The following is a 17,057-nucleotide window of genomic DNA, read 5'->3' as shown; positions in this document are numbered from 1 at the left end:
CGTTGGTATTGGGTAAAAAAAAGCCTGGCCCCCTCAAGGGCCAGGCGCGAAGTATAGGGACCGGCAATTTGCCGTGTCAAGCCGATGCTTGCCGCTACTTCACTTCAGTGTAGTCGGCATCGACGACGTCGTCGTCATCCTTCTTGGGTCCGGCCTGCCCGTGGGCCTCGGGGCCCGCGGCGTGGGCGCCCGCGTCGGTCTTCTGGGCGTAGAGCTTCTCGGCCAGCTTGTGGGAGGCCTGGGCCAGCTCGTCCATGGACTTCTGGATGGCCTCGGCGTCGTCGCTCTGCATGACCTTCTTCAGGGCCTCGGCCTTGGTCTCGATGTCGTTCTTCAGGGCCGCGTCAATGCTCTCGCCGAGATCGCGGATGGACTTCTCGGTGGTGTAGATGAGCGTGTCGGCGCTGTTGCGGACCTCGATGAGCTTCTGCTTCTTCTTGTCCTCTTCGGCGTGGGACTCGGCCTCCTTGATCAGGCGCTCGATGTCCGTGTCGCTCAGGCCGCTCGACGCCGTGATGCGGATGGACTGTTCCTTGCCCGTGCCCAGGTCCTTGGCCGAGACGTTGACGATGCCGTTGGCGTCGATGTCGAAGGTGACCTCGATCTGCGGCACGCCGCGGGGGGCGGCCGGGAGGCCCGTCAGCTCGAAGCGGCCCAGGGTCATGTTGTCCGAGCACATGGGGCGCTCGCCCTGCAGCACGTGGATGGACACGGACGGCTGGTTGTCGGCGGCCGTGGTGAAGGTGTTGCTCTTGCGCGTCGGGATGGTCGTGTTACGGTCGATGAGCTTGGTGAACACACCGCCCAGGGTCTCGATGCCCAGAGACAGCGGGGTCACGTCGAGCAGCAGCACGTCCTTCACGTCGCCGGTCAGGATGCCGCCCTGGATGGCCGCACCCATGGCCACGACCTCGTCGGGGTTCACGCTACGGTTGGGCTCCTTGCCGAAGAACTCGCCGACCTTCTTCTGCACCAGCGGCATGCGGGTCATGCCGCCGACGAGGATGACCTCGTTGATGTCGCCGGTCTTGAGGCCCGCGTCAGCCAGGGCCTTGCGGCAGGGCTCGATGGTGCGGGCCACGAGATGCTCGCACAAGGATTCGAGCTTGGCCCGGGACAGCTTCATGGTCATGTGCTTGGGCCCGTTCTGGTCGGCCGTGATGAAGGGCAGGTTGATGTCCGTCTCCATGGAGGTGGACAGGTCCTTCTTGGCCTTCTCGGCGGCTTCCTTCAGGCGCTGCAGGGCCATCTTGTCCTTGGACAGGTCGATGCCGTTTTCGCGCTTGAACTCGCTCACCAGGAAATTGATGATCTCGTGGTCGAAATCCTCGCCGCCCAGGAAGGTGTCGCCGTTGGTGGCGCGCACTTCGACGACGTTGTCGCCGACTTCGAGGATGGAGATGTCGAAGGTGCCGCCGCCGAGGTCGAACACGGCGATCTTCTCGTTAGCCTTCTTGTCCGAGCCGTAGGCCAGGGAAGCGGCCGTGGGTTCGTTGATGATGCGCTTGACGTCGAGGCCCGCGATGCGTCCGGCGTCCTTGGTGGCCTGGCGCTGGGAGTCGTTGAAGTAGGCGGGCACGGTGATGACGGCCTCGGTCACGGTCTCGCCCAGGTAGGTCTCGGCGTCCTTCTTCAGGCGCTGCAGGATGAGGGCGGAAATCTCGGCCGGGCTGTACTTCTTGTCGCCGATCTGCACGTAGGCGTCATTGTTGGCGCCGGACACGATCTTGTAGGGGCTCTTGGCGATCCAGTCCTTGAGCTTTGGGTCGTCGAACTGGCGGCCCATGAGGCGCTTCACCGCGAACACGGTCTTGTCGGAATTGGTCACGGCTTGGCGCTTGGCGATCTCGCCCACGAGGCGGTCCTGATCGGTGAACGCGACGATGGACGGCGTTGTCCGGCCGCCCTCGGGATTGGTGATGCATTTGGCGTCCTTGCCTTCCATGACGTAGACGCAGCTGTTGGTGGTTCCAAGGTCTATGCCGATAATCTTGCCCATTGTGGTCTCCTGTGGCTTGAATTCGAAAAGTTCACGTAAAAATCGGGCTCAAATTAAAGCCTAAAAACCGGTTGTAAAGGGCAGGCCGACATTTTTCTGCACAAAAAAACGGTCCCGACCGGTGCAAAACCGGAACAAGGCCTCCCGCGGGGGCATTCGGATGGCGCCCCCGAGACGGTGCTCGAACGCATGCCGCGCCCGGGGCCAACGAGAATCCCCCCTGCCGGGCTTCGCCGGCAGGGGGGATTGCTGAGAAGAGAGGCCGATGCGGATGCCTAGAAGCCCTTCTGCCCCATGAGATGGGCCAGGTCGGCCACGCGGCTGGAATAGCCCCATTCGTTGTCGTACCAGATGAGCACCTTGGCCAGGTTGCCGCACTGCACGGTGGTGAAGTCGGCCTCGACCACACCCGAATGCGGGTCGGCGATGAAATCCGAGGACACCAGCGCCTCCTCGCTGAAGCCGAGGATTCCCTTCAGCTCCCCTTCGGCGGCCGCTTTGAAGGCGGCTTTCAGCTCCTCGGCCGTGGTGTCGCGCTCCAGCACGGCCACAAAGTCCACCAGGGACACGGCCGGCACGGGCACGCGCACGGAGTAGCCGTCGAAGCGGCCGGCCATCTCCGGCAGAACCTTGGCCACGGCCTTGGCCGCGCCCGTGGAGGTCGGGATCATGTTGCAGGCCGCGGCCCGGGCCCGGCGCAGGTCCTTGTGCGGCAGGTCGAGGATACGCTGGTCGTTGGTGTAGGCGTGGACCGTGGTCAGCACGCCCTTGGCCACGCCGAACGTCGCGTGCATGACCTTGACCGCCGGGGCCAGGCAGTTGGTGGTGCAGGAGGCGTTGGAGACGATGTGGTGCTTGGCCGGGTCGTACTGCCCCTCGTTGACGCCGATGACCACGGTCAGGTCCTCATCCTTGGACGGCGCGGTGATGATGACCTTTTTGGCCCCGGCCTCCAGGTGCTGGGCCGCCGTGGGCCCGGTGCGGAAGATGCCCGTGGACTCGATGACGATGTCCACCCCGCAGGCCTTCCAGGGGATGAGCTTGGGGTCCCGCTGGGCGAAGCTCTTGATCTCCCACTCCCCGCCGACGCGGATGGTCGCGTCGTCGGCCTCGACCTCGGGGGCGAAGCGTCCGTACGACGTGTCGTGCCGCAGCAGGTGGGCGTTGGTCCGGGTGTCGAAGAGATCGTTGATGGCCACGACTTCCAGGGTGTCGCGGTGGCGCTGCCAGATGGTTTTCAGGACCTGGCGGCCGATGCGCCCGAAGCCGTTGATGCCGATGCGTGTCTTTCCCATATGCTCCCCCTAGTCCTCGAAAACCTGGTAATCGTAGGCGTTGATCAGTTCCATCTGGCGCTTCAGAGTCTGGTGCATGCGCGCGTTCTCGATGGCGATGGCCGAGATGTTGGCGATGGCCTGCAGGAAGTCGGTCTCCTCGGGCCCGAACTCCCTGCGCTCCCCGGTGTAGACGCGCAGCACGCCGATGGGCCGGCTGCCCTCCACGAACATGGGCGCCACCAGGACCGAGGCCAGACCCTCGGCCGCGGCCTCCTGGCCGTACTGGAAACGCGGGTCCGTGCCGGCATCGGCGATCTGCACCACCTTGCCGGTGAAGGCCTCGCGGTCCAGGCCGCTCTTGGCCACCTCGACCACGCCCTTTCTGGTGTAGCGCTCGCTCAGGCCGTACTGGGCCGCCGGCTTGAGAACCTTGCCGCCGCGGTCCAGCAGGCGGATGAAGCATCCTTTCACGCCCATGGCGCGGGTGACCTGCTCCGCAATGCGGTTCAGGACCTCGCCCGGGTCGAGGCTGGAGTTCACGGTGCGGCTCACTTCATAAAAAATCTCGTAAAGACGTTTTGTGCTCATGATTTCCTCCGCTGTATTCAAAGGCTTCCCCGGAGGGGATACACCAGGACGGCCCGGGAGACCAACACATTTTCCCCATGACACAAACATGCAATTTGAGCGACCAAACAACGCAGAGAAAAAAGCCGCTCCTTGTATTTTCCCGTTACAGAGTATAGGACGCCGCAAAAAATCACATCGAGGAGCATTTATGGAACGCACTTTCTCCATCATCAAGCCCGACGCCGTCGCCCGCAACCTGCAGGGCGAAATCATCGCCATGATCCAGAACGCCGGCCTGCGCGTCGTCGGCATGAAGATGATCCACATGACCAAGGCCCAGGCCGAAGGCTTCTACGCCGTGCACAGGGAACGCCCCTTCTTCGGCAGCCTGACCGACTACATGTGCTCCGGCCCCTGCGTGGTCATGTGCCTTGAAGGCGAAAACGCCGTGCAGAAGTACCGCGACCTGATGGGCGCCACCAACAAGGACAACGCCGCCGAAGGCACCATCCGCCGCAAGTACGCGCTGGACATCGAAAAGAACTCCTGCCACGGTTCCGATGGTCAGGACACCGCGGCCGTCGAGATCGCGTACTTCTTCAACGCTCTGGAACTGGTGGGATAATGAAACGCTTCGGGTTCATCGGACTTGGGAACATGGGCGGCGCCATCGCCCGCGGACTGGCCGCGGGAGGCGCCTTCGCGCTGCACGGCTTCGACCCCAGCGACGTCATGCGCGGCAGAAACGCCGACATCATGACCATCCACACGACCGCGCAGGACGTGGCCAGGAATTCGGACTTCGTCCTCCTGGCCGTCAAGCCGCAGGTCATGCGGCCCGTCCTGCAGGGACTGGCCGAGTCCCTTGGACCCGGAACGTGCCTCGTCTCCATCGCCGCCGGCGTGACATTGGCGCAACTGATTGCCTGGTCCGGCGGGGTCTGCCCCGTCGTGCGGGTCATGCCCAACACGCCGGCCATGGTCGGCAAGGGCGTCTACGCCCTGTGCTTCGACCACGAAAAGGTCGACGAAGCCTGCCGCCGGACCGTCCTCGAAACCTTCTCGTCCATCGGCCAGGCCCACGTCCTGCCCGAGAAACTCTTCGACGCATACACGGGCCTCATCGGCTCGGGCCCGGCCTATGTCTACGCCTTCATGGAAGGACTCATCGACGCCGGCGTGACCATGGGCCTGACCCGGGCACAGGCCACGAACATGGTCACGGGCCTGGTCGGCGGCTGCGCCCTCATGGCCGAGGCCGACGGGGCGCACCCGACAATCCTCAAGGAAATGGTCACCTCCCCCGGCGGCACGACCATCGCGGGGCTCAACGCCCTGGACGAGCACCGATTCAAATTCGCCCTGTCCCAGGCGGTCCTGGCGGCCGCCCGGCGAAGCAGGGAACTCGCGGAGTAGGGCGGCCTCGGGCCGCCTTTTTTCATGGCCGAGACACTGCGCAGCGCACGCATCCTCGCCCGGCCCGTGACCGACGCCGACGCCTTGGCGGTGGCCGGAATCTACGAGGGCAACCGGGACCTGCTCGTCCTCCTGGACCGGGAGCACGATCCCCTCGCCCTGTCCCGTCGCTTCACACAAGGGCTGAACCTGCCTCAAAGCGCCCCGACCGCCCGGCTGCACAACTTCCTGCTATGCGACGTCCGCACCGAGCAGCCTCTGGGCCTTTTGAGCCTGTGCATGGGCTACCCGGCCGGGGACGTCGCCTACATCGGCGAACTGTTCCTTCACCCCCGGTTCCAGGGGGCGGGGCTCGGACGGGAAATGTGCCTGCGCCTGGAGCAGGTGTTGCGACCTGGACCGGCGAAAACCCTGCGCGTCGGCGTGGGGCTCAAGAACTGGAACGCTCTGCGGTTCTGGATAAAACTCGGGTTCACGGAGATTACCGGCATGAGCGGCGACCGGCGCTTCAGTCCGGAAGGACACGCCTACCTGGAACTGCAGAAAACGCTCAAGCATCCCTGACTGCTCGCCGGCCGGCAGCATTTCACTGCACGGCCTCCCCGTTCCCCCCGGAGGCGTCGACCGGAAGTTCGATCACGAATTTCGTTCCCACCCCCGGCGTCGACTCCACCCTCATGGTGCCCTTGTGCCCTTCGGTGATGATGAAATTCGAGACGGAAAGCCCGAGCCCCGTGCCAACGCCCTTGGCCTTGGTGGTGAAGAAAGGTTCGAAAACCCGGTGCTGGACCGCCTCGGGGATGCCTGGACCGTTGTCCTCAACTTCGATGCGAATCCGCTGCCCCTGGTCGACTGTACGAACCCTGATGCAGATGCAGGGATTGGGCACGGGCGGCTCGGCCATGGACATGGCCTGGCCGGAGTTGCGCAGCAGGTTGAGCATGACCTGCTCGATTTCCGTTTCCGTGCAGGATATGGCCGGCAGTCCGGACTCATATTCCCTGACCAGCCTGATCCGCCTGAAATCGTAATTCTTTTTCATGTCGTAATCGCTTCCGGCCAGTTCCACCGCGCGGTCGATGATGACCGTGAGGTCGCACGTAGCCCGGCAGGACTCGCTCGTCCTGCTGAAATCGAGCATGTGCCGGATGATGCCCGCCGCCCGGATCGCTGCGGCCCGGATATCCTCAATGAAGACGTTGACGCCCCTGGCGCGCATGTAGGCATCCATCAATGCCAGATCCAGCCCTACGTCGCGGGCGACCTCGATGTTTTTCGGAAAATCCGGTCTGGTCCGCTGCATGATGTTCTGCGTGGTGTTCAGGATGATCCCCAAGGGATTGTTGATCTCGTGGGCGATCCCGGCGGCGATGCCGCCAACGGAAAGCATCTTTTCCGTCTGTATCATCATGGCCTGCATCTTTCTCGTCTCGGTGACGTCACGCAGAACGCTCATGAGATACCGGTCCCCGTCGAGGAAGATGACGGACCCGGAAACGGAACAGACCAGCTGGGCCCCGTCCCTGCCTCTGAAATGCATGTCAGCATCGGCAACCCTCCCCGCAAGGACCTCAGGTGCGAGAAGCATGTGCCACGGGGGGGCATCCCAAAGAATGCCCAGTTCCGAGGCTGTCTTGCCTATGGCCTCCTCCCTGGCCAGGCCGAAAAGCCCCTCGAAGGCCCTGTTCACGTCCCTGACCCTGACAGTTTCCAGATGCGAAAGGATGATGGCGTCGGGCGAGAGCAGGAACAGCCGGGAAAACTTTTCCTCGGACTGTCTGAGGTCCTCCTCAGCGCGCCTGCGACCCGTCACGTCCACGGTGATGGACAGAATCGCCTCCTCGCCGCCGAAGACGATGGGCACGGACGAATATATGACGTAAAATTCCCGCCCGTCACGTCCCGTGATTGTGGCTTCCTGGTTGAAAATTCCCCCGTCGGCGACGATCCTGTGACGAAGGGACCGGGCATCGGCGCCGTAAAGAGGGCTTGCGGACGAAAGGTCCAGACGCTGCGCTTCCTCACGGGTCAATTCCATGTTGCGCAGCAGAGCCTGATTCATGTCGAGGAAAGCCCCATCGCAGGCGCGGTTGATGGCGATGGGGTATGGCGCGCTCTCGAAGATGCTCCGGAAACGGCGTTCGCTCTGGGCGAGATCCCGCTCGGTTTTCTTGCGCTCGGTGATGTCCACGAGGGTCCCCGCAACCCGTAGCGGCTTCCCGTTCGCGTCCCGGTTCACCACGCGACCACGGCTGTAGATCCAGAGCCATTCGCCGGTCTTGCTGCGCATGCGGAAATCGGCTTCGTACGGCTTGAAGAACTGCAACGACTCGTCGATGGCGCTGCGGACTGTTTCCAGGTCTTCCGGGTGGATCATGCCGCTCCAGACCGCAAGGCTTCCATCGAATTCCCCCGGCTCGTAGCCGAGCATGGTGTAGGCGCGCGGACTGAAAAAAAAGATGTCCGATTGAAGATCCCAATCCCAAAGCCCGTCGCTGGCCGCATCGAAGGCCAGATTCAGCCGCTTGGCCTTTTCTTCGAGCTCCGCCAGGGCGTTCTCAAGCCTGGCGCGGTTCTCCTTCAACTGCCTCCGAAGCACCCAGCTCATGCATCCGAGGGTCGCCAGGGACGCCACCACGAACACGGCTCCGAAACGGAGCATCAACTGCGTCTGCGGGCTGAGCCCCTGCTCCTGCAGGGCGATCCACTTTTTTTCGATCCCCTTGATCCGCTCGGGAGGAATATCGGCCATGGCCTTCTGCATGGCGCTGAAAAGCAGCGGATACTGCCGGCTGACGGCAAAGCCCTGGCTGTAGACCAAGGGAGTCGATCCGGCCACCATCAGGTTAGGCAGCTTCTCCTTGTCGATGTGGTACGCAGCCACGGCCAGGTTCTCGACCATGGCGTCGACAACGCCCAGGGACACGTCGCGCAGGCCCTGCGTGACATCGCGCACAGTGACGATGTCCGCGTTCTTCCCGAACTCGATGCGCAGATATCCTTCCGAAACAAAGCCCTGGACCACGGCCACGCGGCGTCCGGTCAGCTTTTCGAGACTGTTGAGCGTGCCATTTTCGCGGGAAGTGATGATCACGGCGGGAATGTTGATGTACGGCTCGCTGAAGAACGCGTAGCGTTCCCGGTCCGCGGTGGACACGATGACCGGCGCGATGGCCGACTCCCCGGTCTCGAGGGAGGTCAGATGGCGGGGCCAGTCGCGGGAGGCGTGCTTCAGGAACTTCACCCCGAGCTTCTCCTCGACGAGGGCCATGACGTCAGCGCCGATGCCGACGAACGTCCCGTCGTTGGACAGAAACTCCATGGGCGGATAGTTTTCGTCGTACCACAGGACGAGCTTGTCCGGGTTGGCTTCAAGCCACTGCCGCTCGGCCTGCGACACCGGATCGGCCCGGACTGCAAAAGGCGCCAGGAGGAGGGACAAGAGGAGGGGCAGAACTGCGGCAATGCGTGCTGTCATCTCGGTTCACCGTCGGAACGAAGGCAGGAGGCTGCTTGATCGGGGCACCGTGAATTTTTGATTTGTATCAACTGTATACCGAGATGGACAACCGTGTCGAGCAGGAAATCAAAAAGGGGAGCTCTTGTCCGCACCGTCAAATCCGCGCTTGACAGGATGCGAAATCCGGCGCTAAAGGCCTTTTCCTCGGGCGATTAACTCAGTGGTGAGAGTGCCATCTTCACACGGTGGAAGTCACAGGTTCAAATCCCGTATCGCCCACCACAGACCGCAAAACCCTTCCAGGCAGCCGCCCGGAAGGGTTTTTCGCTTATGGAGCCAGCATGCGCATTCAGGACGATTACGAACTTCTCGACAGCGGCAACGGACAGAAGCTGGAACGCTTCGGCCCCGTCATCCTGGCCCGCCCCTGCGCCCAAGCCGTGTGGCAGCCGAAGCACCCGGAGCTCTGGGACTCGGCGAGCGCCACCTTCGACCGCAAGGACGGACTCAACTGGCACGGCCGCGAACGCCTGCCCGAGGAGTGGGTCGTCACGGCCCGCGGCGTGCGCATGCGCCTCTCGACCACGGACTTCGGACATCTGGGCATCTTTCCCGAAACCCTGGACCTGTGGGCATGGATCTCAGGCAGAATCAGCCAGGCCATGGCGGAAGGCGCCCAGCCCCCCCGTTTCCTGAACCTCTTCGCCTACTCCGGCGGCGCGACCCTGGCCGCGGCCATGGCCGGGGCCCAGAGCTGCCACCTCGACGCCTCCAAGGGCATGGTCGAATGGGCCAGGGGCAACGCGGCCCTGAACGGGCTGCAGGACGCGGGCATCCGCTTCATCGTCGACGACGTCGGCGCCTTCCTGAAGCGGGAGGTGCGCCGCGGCCGCAAGTACGACTGCGTGCTCCTGGACCCGCCGTCCTTCGGGCGCGGCAAGCGCGGGGAACTCTACAAGGTGGAGAAGAACGTGCAGGAGACGCTGGAACTGGTCCGCCAGGTCCTGAGCGACACCCCGCTCTTCGTCCTGCTGACCTCGCACACCCCGGGCTTCACGCCCATCGTGCTGCGCAACCTCCTGGAACAGACCTTCGGAGCGGGTGCCCTGTCCTGCGGCGAGATGCTCCTACGCGGCGGGGAAGACGTCATGGACCTGCCCAGCGGCACCTGGGGACGGTGGGAAGCGAAGCGCTGAAACGCCCGGACGGCTAGAGACTCCACCAAGCCAGTGCGCTGCCCAGAAGCGTCAGCCCTGCGGCGGCCAACAACGCCGCCGCCACGATGACCCTGCGCATGCGGCGGATGCCCGTAGCGGACCAGATCACCCCCAGGGGCCCCAGCGGGGGCTTGTCCTTGATTTCGCCGAAATACCGCGTCGGGCCGCCCATGCTGACGCCTGCCGCGTGGGCCGCGGCGCTCATGGGCCAGCCGGCGTTGGGGCTATCCATGGTCCGGGCGTCGGTGGCGATGGCCTTCCACGACGCCCGGTTCCCCAGAACCCAGCCCGCGACCCAGATCAGAAATGCCGCCAGCCTGGCCGGCACCCAGGCCAGCACGTCATCGGCGCGCGCTCCGGCCTTGCCCAGTTCCTCGAAGCGCTCCGTACGGTAACCCCACATGGAGTCCGCGGTGCTGACCGCCTTGTAACCCCACAGCGCGGCCGGTCCCAGCAGGGACAGCCAGAAGAAGGGGGCCACGAAGCCGTCGTTGAAGTTCTCGGCCAATGTCTCGCCCAGGGCCCGCAGAACCTCCTCCTCGGTCATGTCCGCCGTGTCGCGGCTGACCAGGCCCGCAAGGTGCACCCTGGCCGCGGCCAGACGACCGCTTTCGAGCAGGTTCAGCACGGCCTGGACCTCGCGCAGCAGGCAGCCCAGGGCCAGGCCCGCATAGCCCAGGTACAGGGCCAGCATCTCGCCCACGAAGGGGAGCCCCATAAGAAGCCGCACCAGCAACGCACACCCTCCGGCCAGCCCCGCCACGGCCACGGCTCCGGCCAACCGGGGGCCGAGCCATGACCGCCCTGCCCACCCTTCGAGCCGGTTCAGAATCCGGCCGATCAGCCGCACCGGGTGGGGCCAGTCCGCGGGGTCGCCGAAGAGCAGGTCCAGGGCCATGCAGCCCAGCAGGAAGACGAAAAGGGAGAGGTTCAGAGGCAGGTCGTAGAGGGCATCAAGCATGGCGGTTCCTCGTTATTGCGGCGCGTCCTCGCGCCGGTCCAGCTCGCCGGTCTGACGATAGGCTTCGTAGAGCAGCACGGCCGCGGCGTTGGCCAGGTTGACGCTGCGGACCTGGCCCCAGATGGGCATGCGCACCAGATGCTGCGCGCCCTGCAGCACTTCCGGCGGCAGCCCCCTGGTCTCGGGCCCCAGGACGATGATGTCGTCCGGCTCGAAGGCGAAACGGTGGTAGGCCGTGCCCTGGCGGGCGCTGGTGAAGACCAGGCGGCCGGCGTCCCGGCCTTGCAGGAACGCGGCCCACGAGGGCCAGACCCGCTTGTCGACGTGGGGCCAGTAGTCCAGGCCGGCGCGCTTCAGGTACCTGTCCTCCAGGCTGAACCCGAGGGGCTCGATCAGGTTCAGGCGAGTCGTGGTGGCGGCGCAGAGCCGGGCGATGGTGCCGGTGTTCGGCGGGATCTCGGGTTCGTAAAGCGCAATTTGCATCTTGGATTCTCTTTGCATATTTTCTATGGCTGGCCGGGGCGCCGGGCAGCGCCCCCAACCACTTGGCCGTCAATGACGCTCCCGTCAAGAACCACGGAGAACACATGCACCTGCTCGTCACCGGAGGCTGCGGCTTCATCGGGTCCAATTTCATCCAGCACATGCTCGCAGCCCGCGACGACCTGACCATCGTCAACCTCGACAAGCTGACCTACGCGGGCAACCGCCGCAACCTGGCCGAGGTCGAGGAGAGGCATCTGGGCCGCCGCTACCATTTCGTGCACGGCGACATCTGCGACCAGGAGCTCGTTCCCGACCTGCTGGCCCGCTTCCCCTTCGACGCGGTCCTCAACTTCGCGGCCGAGTCCCACGTGGACCGCTCCATAAACGACCCCTTCCCCTTCATCACGACCAACGTCGTCGGCACCCAGAACCTGTTGGAGGCCGCCCGCCGGGCAGGGGTCCCGCGCTTCGTGCACATCTCCACGGACGAGGTCTACGGCACCCTCGGGCCCACCGGGCAGTTCACCGAGGACACGCCGCTGGCGCCCAACTCGCCCTACTCGGCCTCCAAGGCATCCTCGGACCTCCTGGCCCGGGCATATTTCCACACCTACGGCATGCCCGTCATCGTCACGCGCTGCTCCAACAACTACGGGCCCTTCCAGTTCCCGGAAAAGCTCATCCCGCTGGTCTACCTCAAGGCCTCCAGGGGCGAGCCCATCCCGGTCTACGGCGACGGGCTGAACGTGCGCGACTGGATCTACGTCCTGGACCACTGCCGGGGCGTGGAGGCGGCCCTCTTCAGGGGCACGCCCGGCGCGATCTACAACTTCGGCGGCGACGCCGAGCGCACAAACCTCGACGTGGTGCGCACCATCCTGCACCTGACGGGCAAGAGCGAGGACCTCATCACCTTCGTCACGGACCGTCCCGGCCATGACCGCCGCTACGCCATGGCCTTCGCCCGATCCACCGCGGACCTCGGATGGCGGCCGGAGGTCACCTTCGAGGACGGCATGGCCCGCACCCTGGCCTGGTACGAGGCCAACGGGGCCTGGCTTGACGAAGTGCAGAGCGGCGCCTATCGCCAGTTCATGGACGCGTGGTACAAGACGAGGCAGGCGTGAGAAGCGCCGTCGTCCTGGGAGGAAAGACCGGGCTCCTGGGGCAGGCCCTGTCCATGGCCATGACCCGCAGAGGCTGGACCGTGCATGCTCCCGGCCGCTCGGACCTCGACCTTTTCGACCGTCCTGCGGTGGAGGACTATCTGGCCCGGACCGGCGCGGACACCCTCTTCAACACCGTGGCCTACACCAAGGTCGACCAGGCCGAGGACGAGCCGTCAGAAGCCGCCCGCCTCAACCGCCAGCTTCCGCTGGTCCTGGGACAGGCCTCGCGCAATGCGGGAGTGCGGCTGGTCCACTACAGCACCGACTTCGTCTTCAACGGCAAAAAGACCACCCCCTACACCACCGAAGACCAGCCCGACCCCCGCTCGGTCTACGGCAGCACGAAGCTGCAGGGCGAACGCGAACTGCTGGCGCTTGGCCTGACCGGGCTCATCATTATCCGCACATCCTGGCTCTTCGGTCCCTGCAAGATCAATTTCGTGACCCGCATCCTCGAACTGGCCGCCACGCGAGCCGAGCTGTCCGTGGTCCACGACCAGGTCGGCAGCCCCAGCTACACCCCGGACCTGGCTGCAAACTCCCTGGCCCTGGTGGACGCGGGAGCAACCGGGCTCTACCACTTGGCCAACTCCGGCCAGGCCAGCTGGTGCGAACTGGCCGCCGAGGCCGTGCGCGGGGCCGACCTGCCCTGCCGGGTCAAGCCCATCACCTCGGCGCAGTACCCCCAGAAGGCCGTAAGGCCCGCCTATTCGGTCTTGGACCTGTCGAAATTCGCGGCCACCACGGGCATCACCCCGCGGCCATGGCTGCAGGCCCTGCGCGAATTCCTCTTTTCGCGGGAAGACTGTCTGTCATGATCCTCGGCAAGCGCGAAACCCAGGTTCTGGCCGCGGTCATCGAGACCTACGTCGATACGGCCCTGCCCGTGGCCTCCCAGACCCTGGCCGCGGGGCTGGGCCTGAGCCCCGCGTCCCTGCGGGCGACCATGGCCGCCATGACCGAAAAAGGGCTCCTGCAGCAGCCGCACACCTCGGCCGGCCGCGTTCCCACGGTCAGGGGCTTCCGCTACTACCTCGACCAGGTCTTCCGGCTCTCCCCCCTGTCGCGCCGCGAGCAGTCCAGGCTGCACGAGCACATCCTGCCCGGCGAGGGCGAGCTGCCCCAGGTGCTGCGCCGCGCGGCACGAACCCTGTCGTCCCTGACCCGGCAGGTCTGCGTGGTCATGGCGCCCCGTCAGGACTTGGCCCGCTGGCGGCAGATCGACTTCGTCCTCCTGCGGCCGGGAATGATCCTGGCCGTGCTGGTCATGCAGGGCGGGCTGGTCAGCAATCGCATGATCCAGATGGACGAATCCCTGAACGCCGACGACCTCATCCGCTACGGCAACTACCTCAACAGCCTCTTCGAAGGCCGCACCACCACGGAGGTGCGCGGCGAGATCGAGCGCCAGCTCCAAAGCGCCCGCAAGACCCTCGACGCCTATTGCCGCGCCTGGGAGCTGGCCGCCCAGGCCCTGGCCGAGGAGGAGCCGCCCGAATTCTTCGTCGGCGGCGCGAGCCACCTCGCGGACCAGCCGGAATTCACGGACCTGGAGACCATCCAGGAGTTGCTGCGGCTCATCGAGGAGCGTTCGCGACTGCTGGAGCTCCTCGACAAGACCACGGCCGGCGCGTCCGTGTCCGTCAACCTGGCCGAGGACATGCCGGGCATCGCCGGCTGCTCCCTGGTGGCCTCGCCCTACAGCGCCTTTTCCAGCGCCCACGGCACCCTGGCGGTGCTTGGGCCCGTGCGCATGAACTACGCCCGCATCGTGCCCATGGTTGACTTTGCCGCTCAAATACTTAGTCAGTGCCTCAAATCCCGCTCCTAGGGAGCTTCGTGAAACGACTACTCAAATATTTCAAGGATCAGGAGTTTTTCATGTCCAAAAAGGAAAGCGAAGGCCTCGGCCCCGAAGAAGTCCAGGCCGAAACGCCCGTCGAAGAAATCCAGGAACCGACCCTGGAAGAGAAATACGCCCAGGCTCTGGCTGATATCGAAGAGTTGAAGAAGGAGAACCTGCGCGTTCTGGCCGACGGCGAGAATTTCAAGAAGCGCCTGACACGCGAGAAAGAAGAGTATTTCAGGTTCGCCACGTCGGCCATCCTGGAGGAGATCATCCCGGTCATGGACAACCTGGACCTGGCCCTGGCTCACGGCCGGCAGGCCGAGGCCTGCAAGGACCTGGTCACGGGCGTGGAGATGACCATGAACATCTTCCTCGACACCATGAAGCGCCACGGCCTGGTGCAGATCGCCGCCGTGGACGTGCCCTTCGACCCCGCCGTGCACGAGGCCATGAGCCAGGTGGAACGCGACGACCTGGACGAGAACACGGTCTGCCAGATGCTGCAGAAAGGCTACATGCTGAAAGACAGGCTGCTGCGGCCGGCCAAGGTCATGGTCAGCCGCAAGGCGGGGGCGTAGCCATGGCCGAGCGAGTCGCCGTGCTCGGGGCCAGCCACAAGCCCGAGCGCTATTCCAACCAGGCCGTGCGCATGCTGAAGGAGTACGGCCACGACGTTGTGCCGGTCACGCCTGGCCGGGCGGTCATCGAAGACCTGCCCGTGTCCCCGGACCTGGGAAGCATCCAAGGCCCCGTCGACACCCTGACTCTCTACGTCGGCCCCGAGCGCAGCGCCCAGCTGCAGGACGCCATCCTGGCCCTGAAGCCGGGACGCGTCATCCTCAACCCGGGCACGGAGTCCCCGGCCCTGGAACAGGCCCTGGACTCGGCCGGCATCCCCTGGCAGCACGCCTGCACCCTGGTCCTGCTCAGGACCGGCCAATTCTGACCCGCCCATGACCTGCGGGGGGCCCGTCCCCCCGCGCCGTTTTCAGAACCAGCCCGGACCCGCCAGGGCCGTCGCCCAGGCCCAGAACGTCAGCACGGCGCCAGCCGCGCCGGCCATGGCGTTCAGCCAGACCTTCCAGCCATGGGCCCCCCGCCAGTTTCCGACCAGCAGCCCGAAGGGCAGACCGCACAGGAGGCCGAAGAGGTGCGCCCCGAGGTCCACCCTCTCCTCGCCCGCGCCGAGCATGGCCAGAAAACCGAACCCGAAGCCCAGGGCCAGCAGCAGGACCTGGGCGCGCGACTGCCGCTGCGCCCTGCCCGCGCCTCCCGCCAGGACGCCGATGAGGCCGAAGACGCCCGTGGACGCGCCCACGCTCAGATGATCCGGGGCCTGGGCCCAGGCGTTCACGGCGTTTCCGAGGCTCCCCGAAAGGAGGAAAAGGGCCCATGTCAGCCCCGAACCGATGCGCCGGCCAAGCATGGAGGCAAGCACGGCCAGGGCCGCGGCGTTGGCCAGCAGATGCCCGGCGTCGGCGTGCAGGAAAAGGGCCGTGACGCACCGCCACCACTCCCCGCCGAGGATCAGCCGGGCGTCGGCCCGTCCGGCCATGTGCCAGGCCATGCTGCGGCCCAGCCCCTGGCTGTCGAGCCAGACCGTCACGACCACGAAGAGCCCCACCACCAGGAGCGATACCCAGGAATTGTCGGGCAGGGGCGCAGGCAGCACCCGCGGCCTGTTCTCGCCCTCGTAGGCCATAATCTCCTTCACGGCCAGATGGGCCACGGCAGGCGCCACGAGGAGCCCCCCCCCTTCGGCGCGGTTCAGGAAGCGGCGGCTGGAGAGGACCAGGGACCAGGCCCGAAGCAGCGCCTTGTCCGGGTTGTCCCTGCAGGTGCACAGGGTCAGGGTGGGCAGGATGTCGATCACGGCGCGCCCAGGGACACCTGCCCGCGCACGAAGGCCCAGGCCAGGCCCAGGTACTCGTGCACGGCCATGTGGCACGTCTGGATGTTGGAGGGGTAGGGCAGGAAATACTCGGGTTCGCCCTTTTCGCGCCAGTAGGCAGGGGCCGGGATGGGCGAGAGGCCCGCGTTCTCGAAGAGCTTGACCGCGCGCAGCATGTGCGAGGCCGTGGTCACCAGGACGAAGACGTCCTCCCCGACCAGGCCCTTCACGCTCTGCGCCTCGTCATGGGTGTCCAGGGACTGGTCCGCGAGGACGATGCGCGCCGGGTCGAAGCCCAGTCCCGCGGCTGCCGCGGCCATGACCTGGGCGCTGGTCTGTTCGTCGCGGTACTTTCCGCCCGAAAGAACGAGAATGGATCCGGGAAAGCGGCGCGCCACGCGCAGCCCTTCCGTCAGGCGATACAGGGCGTCCTCTTCGAGCATTGCTCCCGGCGGCAGCGACTTGTCCGTCCAATGCCCGGCCCCCAGGACGACCACCCATTTGACGTCCTTCCCGGCGACTGAGGGGGCGGTCAGGTCCAGGGCGGGATAGGCCCGCTCCAACGGGCGGATCAGGAAGCCGGAGACGGAATTGAGGCACAGGGCGTAGAGCAGGACGGAGCCGATGACGAAGGGGGCCAGGGCTTCCCGGGAGCGGCGCAGGAGGATGTAGGCCAAGCCCAGGGCGAACAGCAGCAGGCAGACCGTGAGCGGCATGAAGGCGAGCCCCAGGGCCTTCTTCAGCACGAAACCCACGGGCACG

Annotated in this window: 17 protein-coding genes and 1 tRNA gene; 10 read left to right on the top strand and 8 right to left on the bottom strand. The window is 65.5% G+C overall.

The annotated features are described in order from the left end of the window. Positions 1–94 precede the first annotated feature (94 nt). The 3 genes from dnaK to G394_RS0105820 form a co-directional block, all read right to left on the bottom strand. Positions 95–1,999 (bottom strand): molecular chaperone DnaK, encoded by a 1,905-nt coding sequence (gene dnaK, locus G394_RS0105830; protein ID WP_028576861.1) that lies wholly within the window; start codon positions 1,997–1,999, stop codon positions 95–97. A gap of 275 nt (positions 2,000–2,274) precedes the next feature. Further along, entirely contained in the window at positions 2,275–3,294 is a 1,020-nt protein-coding gene (gene gap / locus G394_RS0105825) for a type I glyceraldehyde-3-phosphate dehydrogenase (RefSeq protein WP_028576860.1), read from the bottom strand. Positions 3,295–3,303: 9 nt separating this feature from the next. Next, positions 3,304–3,864 (bottom strand): GAF domain-containing protein, encoded by a 561-nt coding sequence (locus G394_RS0105820; protein WP_028576859.1) that lies wholly within the window; start codon positions 3,862–3,864, stop codon positions 3,304–3,306. Between the two features lie 190 nt (positions 3,865–4,054). Here G394_RS0105820 and ndk point away from each other — a divergent pair, with 190 nt between their 5' ends. The 3 genes from ndk to G394_RS18145 are packed head-to-tail and all read left to right on the top strand — an operon-like array spanning position 4,055 to position 5,826. Then, positions 4,055–4,471 carry a nucleoside-diphosphate kinase gene (ndk, locus tag G394_RS0105815; RefSeq protein WP_028576858.1) on the top strand — a complete coding sequence of 139 codons (417 nt, stop codon included), beginning with the start codon at positions 4,055–4,057 and terminating at the stop codon, positions 4,469–4,471. Then, positions 4,471–5,262: a pyrroline-5-carboxylate reductase gene (proC, locus tag G394_RS0105810; RefSeq protein WP_043774866.1), complete on the top strand. Its 792-nt coding sequence runs from the start codon at positions 4,471–4,473 to the stop codon at positions 5,260–5,262. Before ndk ends, proC begins: the two co-directional genes overlap by 1 nt. Before the next feature lie 24 nt (positions 5,263–5,286). Continuing rightward, entirely contained in the window at positions 5,287–5,826 is a 540-nt protein-coding gene (locus G394_RS18145; RefSeq protein WP_043774864.1) for a GNAT family N-acetyltransferase, read from the top strand. Between the two features lie 22 nt (positions 5,827–5,848). Here the strand turns inward: G394_RS18145 and G394_RS20065 are convergent, their stop codons facing one another. Further along, a complete protein-coding gene (locus G394_RS20065) occupies positions 5,849–8,740 on the bottom strand; it encodes a PAS domain S-box protein (protein WP_051306982.1) in 2,892 nt (963 codons plus the stop codon). A gap of 188 nt (positions 8,741–8,928) precedes the next feature. Between G394_RS20065 and G394_RS0105795 the strand changes: the two genes are divergently transcribed. Then, positions 8,929–9,004 (top strand) — tRNA-Val (locus G394_RS0105795). 59 nt (positions 9,005–9,063) lie between these two features. Continuing rightward, a complete protein-coding gene (locus G394_RS0105790; RefSeq protein WP_028576856.1) occupies positions 9,064–9,918 on the top strand; it encodes a class I SAM-dependent methyltransferase in 855 nt (284 codons plus the stop codon). 13 nt (positions 9,919–9,931) lie between these two features. Here the strand turns inward: G394_RS0105790 and cbiB are convergent, their stop codons facing one another. Together cbiB and G394_RS0105780 are read right to left on the bottom strand one after the other, a co-directional pair. Further along, entirely contained in the window at positions 9,932–10,900 is a 969-nt protein-coding gene (gene cbiB / locus G394_RS0105785) for an adenosylcobinamide-phosphate synthase CbiB (protein WP_084435382.1), read from the bottom strand. 12 nt (positions 10,901–10,912) lie between these two features. Beyond that, positions 10,913–11,383, bottom strand: coding sequence for a tRNA (cytidine(34)-2'-O)-methyltransferase (locus G394_RS0105780; protein WP_028576854.1), 471 nt, complete (start codon positions 11,381–11,383; stop codon positions 10,913–10,915). A gap of 104 nt (positions 11,384–11,487) precedes the next feature. Between G394_RS0105780 and rfbB the strand changes: the two genes are divergently transcribed. From rfbB to G394_RS0105755, 5 genes are read left to right on the top strand one after another with little or no spacing between them, the layout of a single operon-like run. Beyond that, positions 11,488–12,513 carry a dTDP-glucose 4,6-dehydratase gene (gene rfbB / locus G394_RS0105775; RefSeq protein WP_028576853.1) on the top strand — a complete coding sequence of 342 codons (1,026 nt, stop codon included), beginning with the start codon at positions 11,488–11,490 and terminating at the stop codon, positions 12,511–12,513. Continuing rightward, the gene (rfbD, locus tag G394_RS0105770) at positions 12,510–13,373 is read left to right on the top strand and encodes a dTDP-4-dehydrorhamnose reductase (RefSeq protein ID WP_028576852.1); all 864 of its coding nucleotides are present in this window, start codon (positions 12,510–12,512) and stop codon (positions 13,371–13,373) included. Before rfbB ends, rfbD begins: the two co-directional genes overlap by 4 nt. Then, complete coding sequence (gene hrcA / locus G394_RS0105765; protein WP_028576851.1) at positions 13,370–14,386, top strand: heat-inducible transcriptional repressor HrcA; 1,017 nt, start codon at positions 13,370–13,372, stop codon at positions 14,384–14,386. The genes rfbD and hrcA overlap by 4 nt, the downstream gene beginning before the upstream one ends. A 50-nt stretch (positions 14,387–14,436) precedes the next feature. Beyond that, the gene (gene grpE, locus G394_RS0105760) at positions 14,437–14,982 is read left to right on the top strand and encodes a nucleotide exchange factor GrpE (protein ID WP_028576850.1); all 546 of its coding nucleotides are present in this window, start codon (positions 14,437–14,439) and stop codon (positions 14,980–14,982) included. A 2-nt stretch (positions 14,983–14,984) separates the two neighbouring features. Next, complete coding sequence (locus G394_RS0105755; protein ID WP_028576849.1) at positions 14,985–15,350, top strand: CoA-binding protein; 366 nt, start codon at positions 14,985–14,987, stop codon at positions 15,348–15,350. 42 nt (positions 15,351–15,392) lie between these two features. Here the strand turns inward: G394_RS0105755 and G394_RS18135 are convergent, their stop codons facing one another. Both G394_RS18135 and G394_RS18130 read right to left on the bottom strand, forming a co-directional pair. Further along, a complete protein-coding gene (locus G394_RS18135; protein WP_051306981.1) occupies positions 15,393–16,277 on the bottom strand; it encodes a rhomboid family intramembrane serine protease in 885 nt (294 codons plus the stop codon). Further along, positions 16,274–17,050: an ElyC/SanA/YdcF family protein gene (locus G394_RS18130; protein ID WP_156902465.1), complete on the bottom strand. Its 777-nt coding sequence runs from the start codon at positions 17,048–17,050 to the stop codon at positions 16,274–16,276. Before G394_RS18130 ends, G394_RS18135 begins: the two co-directional genes overlap by 4 nt. Between the last annotated feature and the right edge of the window lie 7 nt (positions 17,051–17,057).

The sequence above is a fragment of the Desulfomicrobium escambiense DSM 10707 genome, assembly GCF_000428825.1.
Lineage (GTDB): Bacteria > Desulfobacterota > Desulfovibrionia > Desulfovibrionales > Desulfomicrobiaceae > Desulfomicrobium > Desulfomicrobium escambiense.
The sequence above is the reverse complement of the archived record's forward strand: the minus strand, read 5'-3'. Positions and strand labels throughout refer to the sequence as shown.

Coding starts and splice junctions, on each gene's coding strand:
- dnaK (WP_028576861.1), bottom strand. CDS start 1,999: ATGGGCAAGATTATCGGCATAGACCTTGGAACCACCAACAGCTGCGTC.
- gap (WP_028576860.1), bottom strand. CDS start 3,294: ATGGGAAAGACACGCATCGGCATCAACGGCTTCGGGCGCATCGGCCGC.
- G394_RS0105820 (WP_028576859.1), bottom strand. CDS start 3,864: ATGAGCACAAAACGTCTTTACGAGATTTTTTATGAAGTGAGCCGCACC.
- ndk (WP_028576858.1), top strand. CDS start 4,055: ATGGAACGCACTTTCTCCATCATCAAGCCCGACGCCGTCGCCCGCAAC.
- proC (WP_043774866.1), top strand. CDS start 4,471: ATGAAACGCTTCGGGTTCATCGGACTTGGGAACATGGGCGGCGCCATC.
- G394_RS18145 (WP_043774864.1), top strand. CDS start 5,287: ATGGCCGAGACACTGCGCAGCGCACGCATCCTCGCCCGGCCCGTGACC.
- G394_RS20065 (WP_051306982.1), bottom strand. CDS start 8,740: ATGACAGCACGCATTGCCGCAGTTCTGCCCCTCCTCTTGTCCCTCCTC.
- G394_RS0105790 (WP_028576856.1), top strand. CDS start 9,064: ATGCGCATTCAGGACGATTACGAACTTCTCGACAGCGGCAACGGACAG.
- cbiB (WP_084435382.1), bottom strand. CDS start 10,900: ATGCTTGATGCCCTCTACGACCTGCCTCTGAACCTCTCCCTTTTCGTC.
- G394_RS0105780 (WP_028576854.1), bottom strand. CDS start 11,383: ATGCAAATTGCGCTTTACGAACCCGAGATCCCGCCGAACACCGGCACC.
- rfbB (WP_028576853.1), top strand. CDS start 11,488: ATGCACCTGCTCGTCACCGGAGGCTGCGGCTTCATCGGGTCCAATTTC.
- hrcA (WP_028576851.1), top strand. CDS start 13,370: ATGATCCTCGGCAAGCGCGAAACCCAGGTTCTGGCCGCGGTCATCGAG.
- grpE (WP_028576850.1), top strand. CDS start 14,437: ATGTCCAAAAAGGAAAGCGAAGGCCTCGGCCCCGAAGAAGTCCAGGCC.
- G394_RS0105755 (WP_028576849.1), top strand. CDS start 14,985: ATGGCCGAGCGAGTCGCCGTGCTCGGGGCCAGCCACAAGCCCGAGCGC.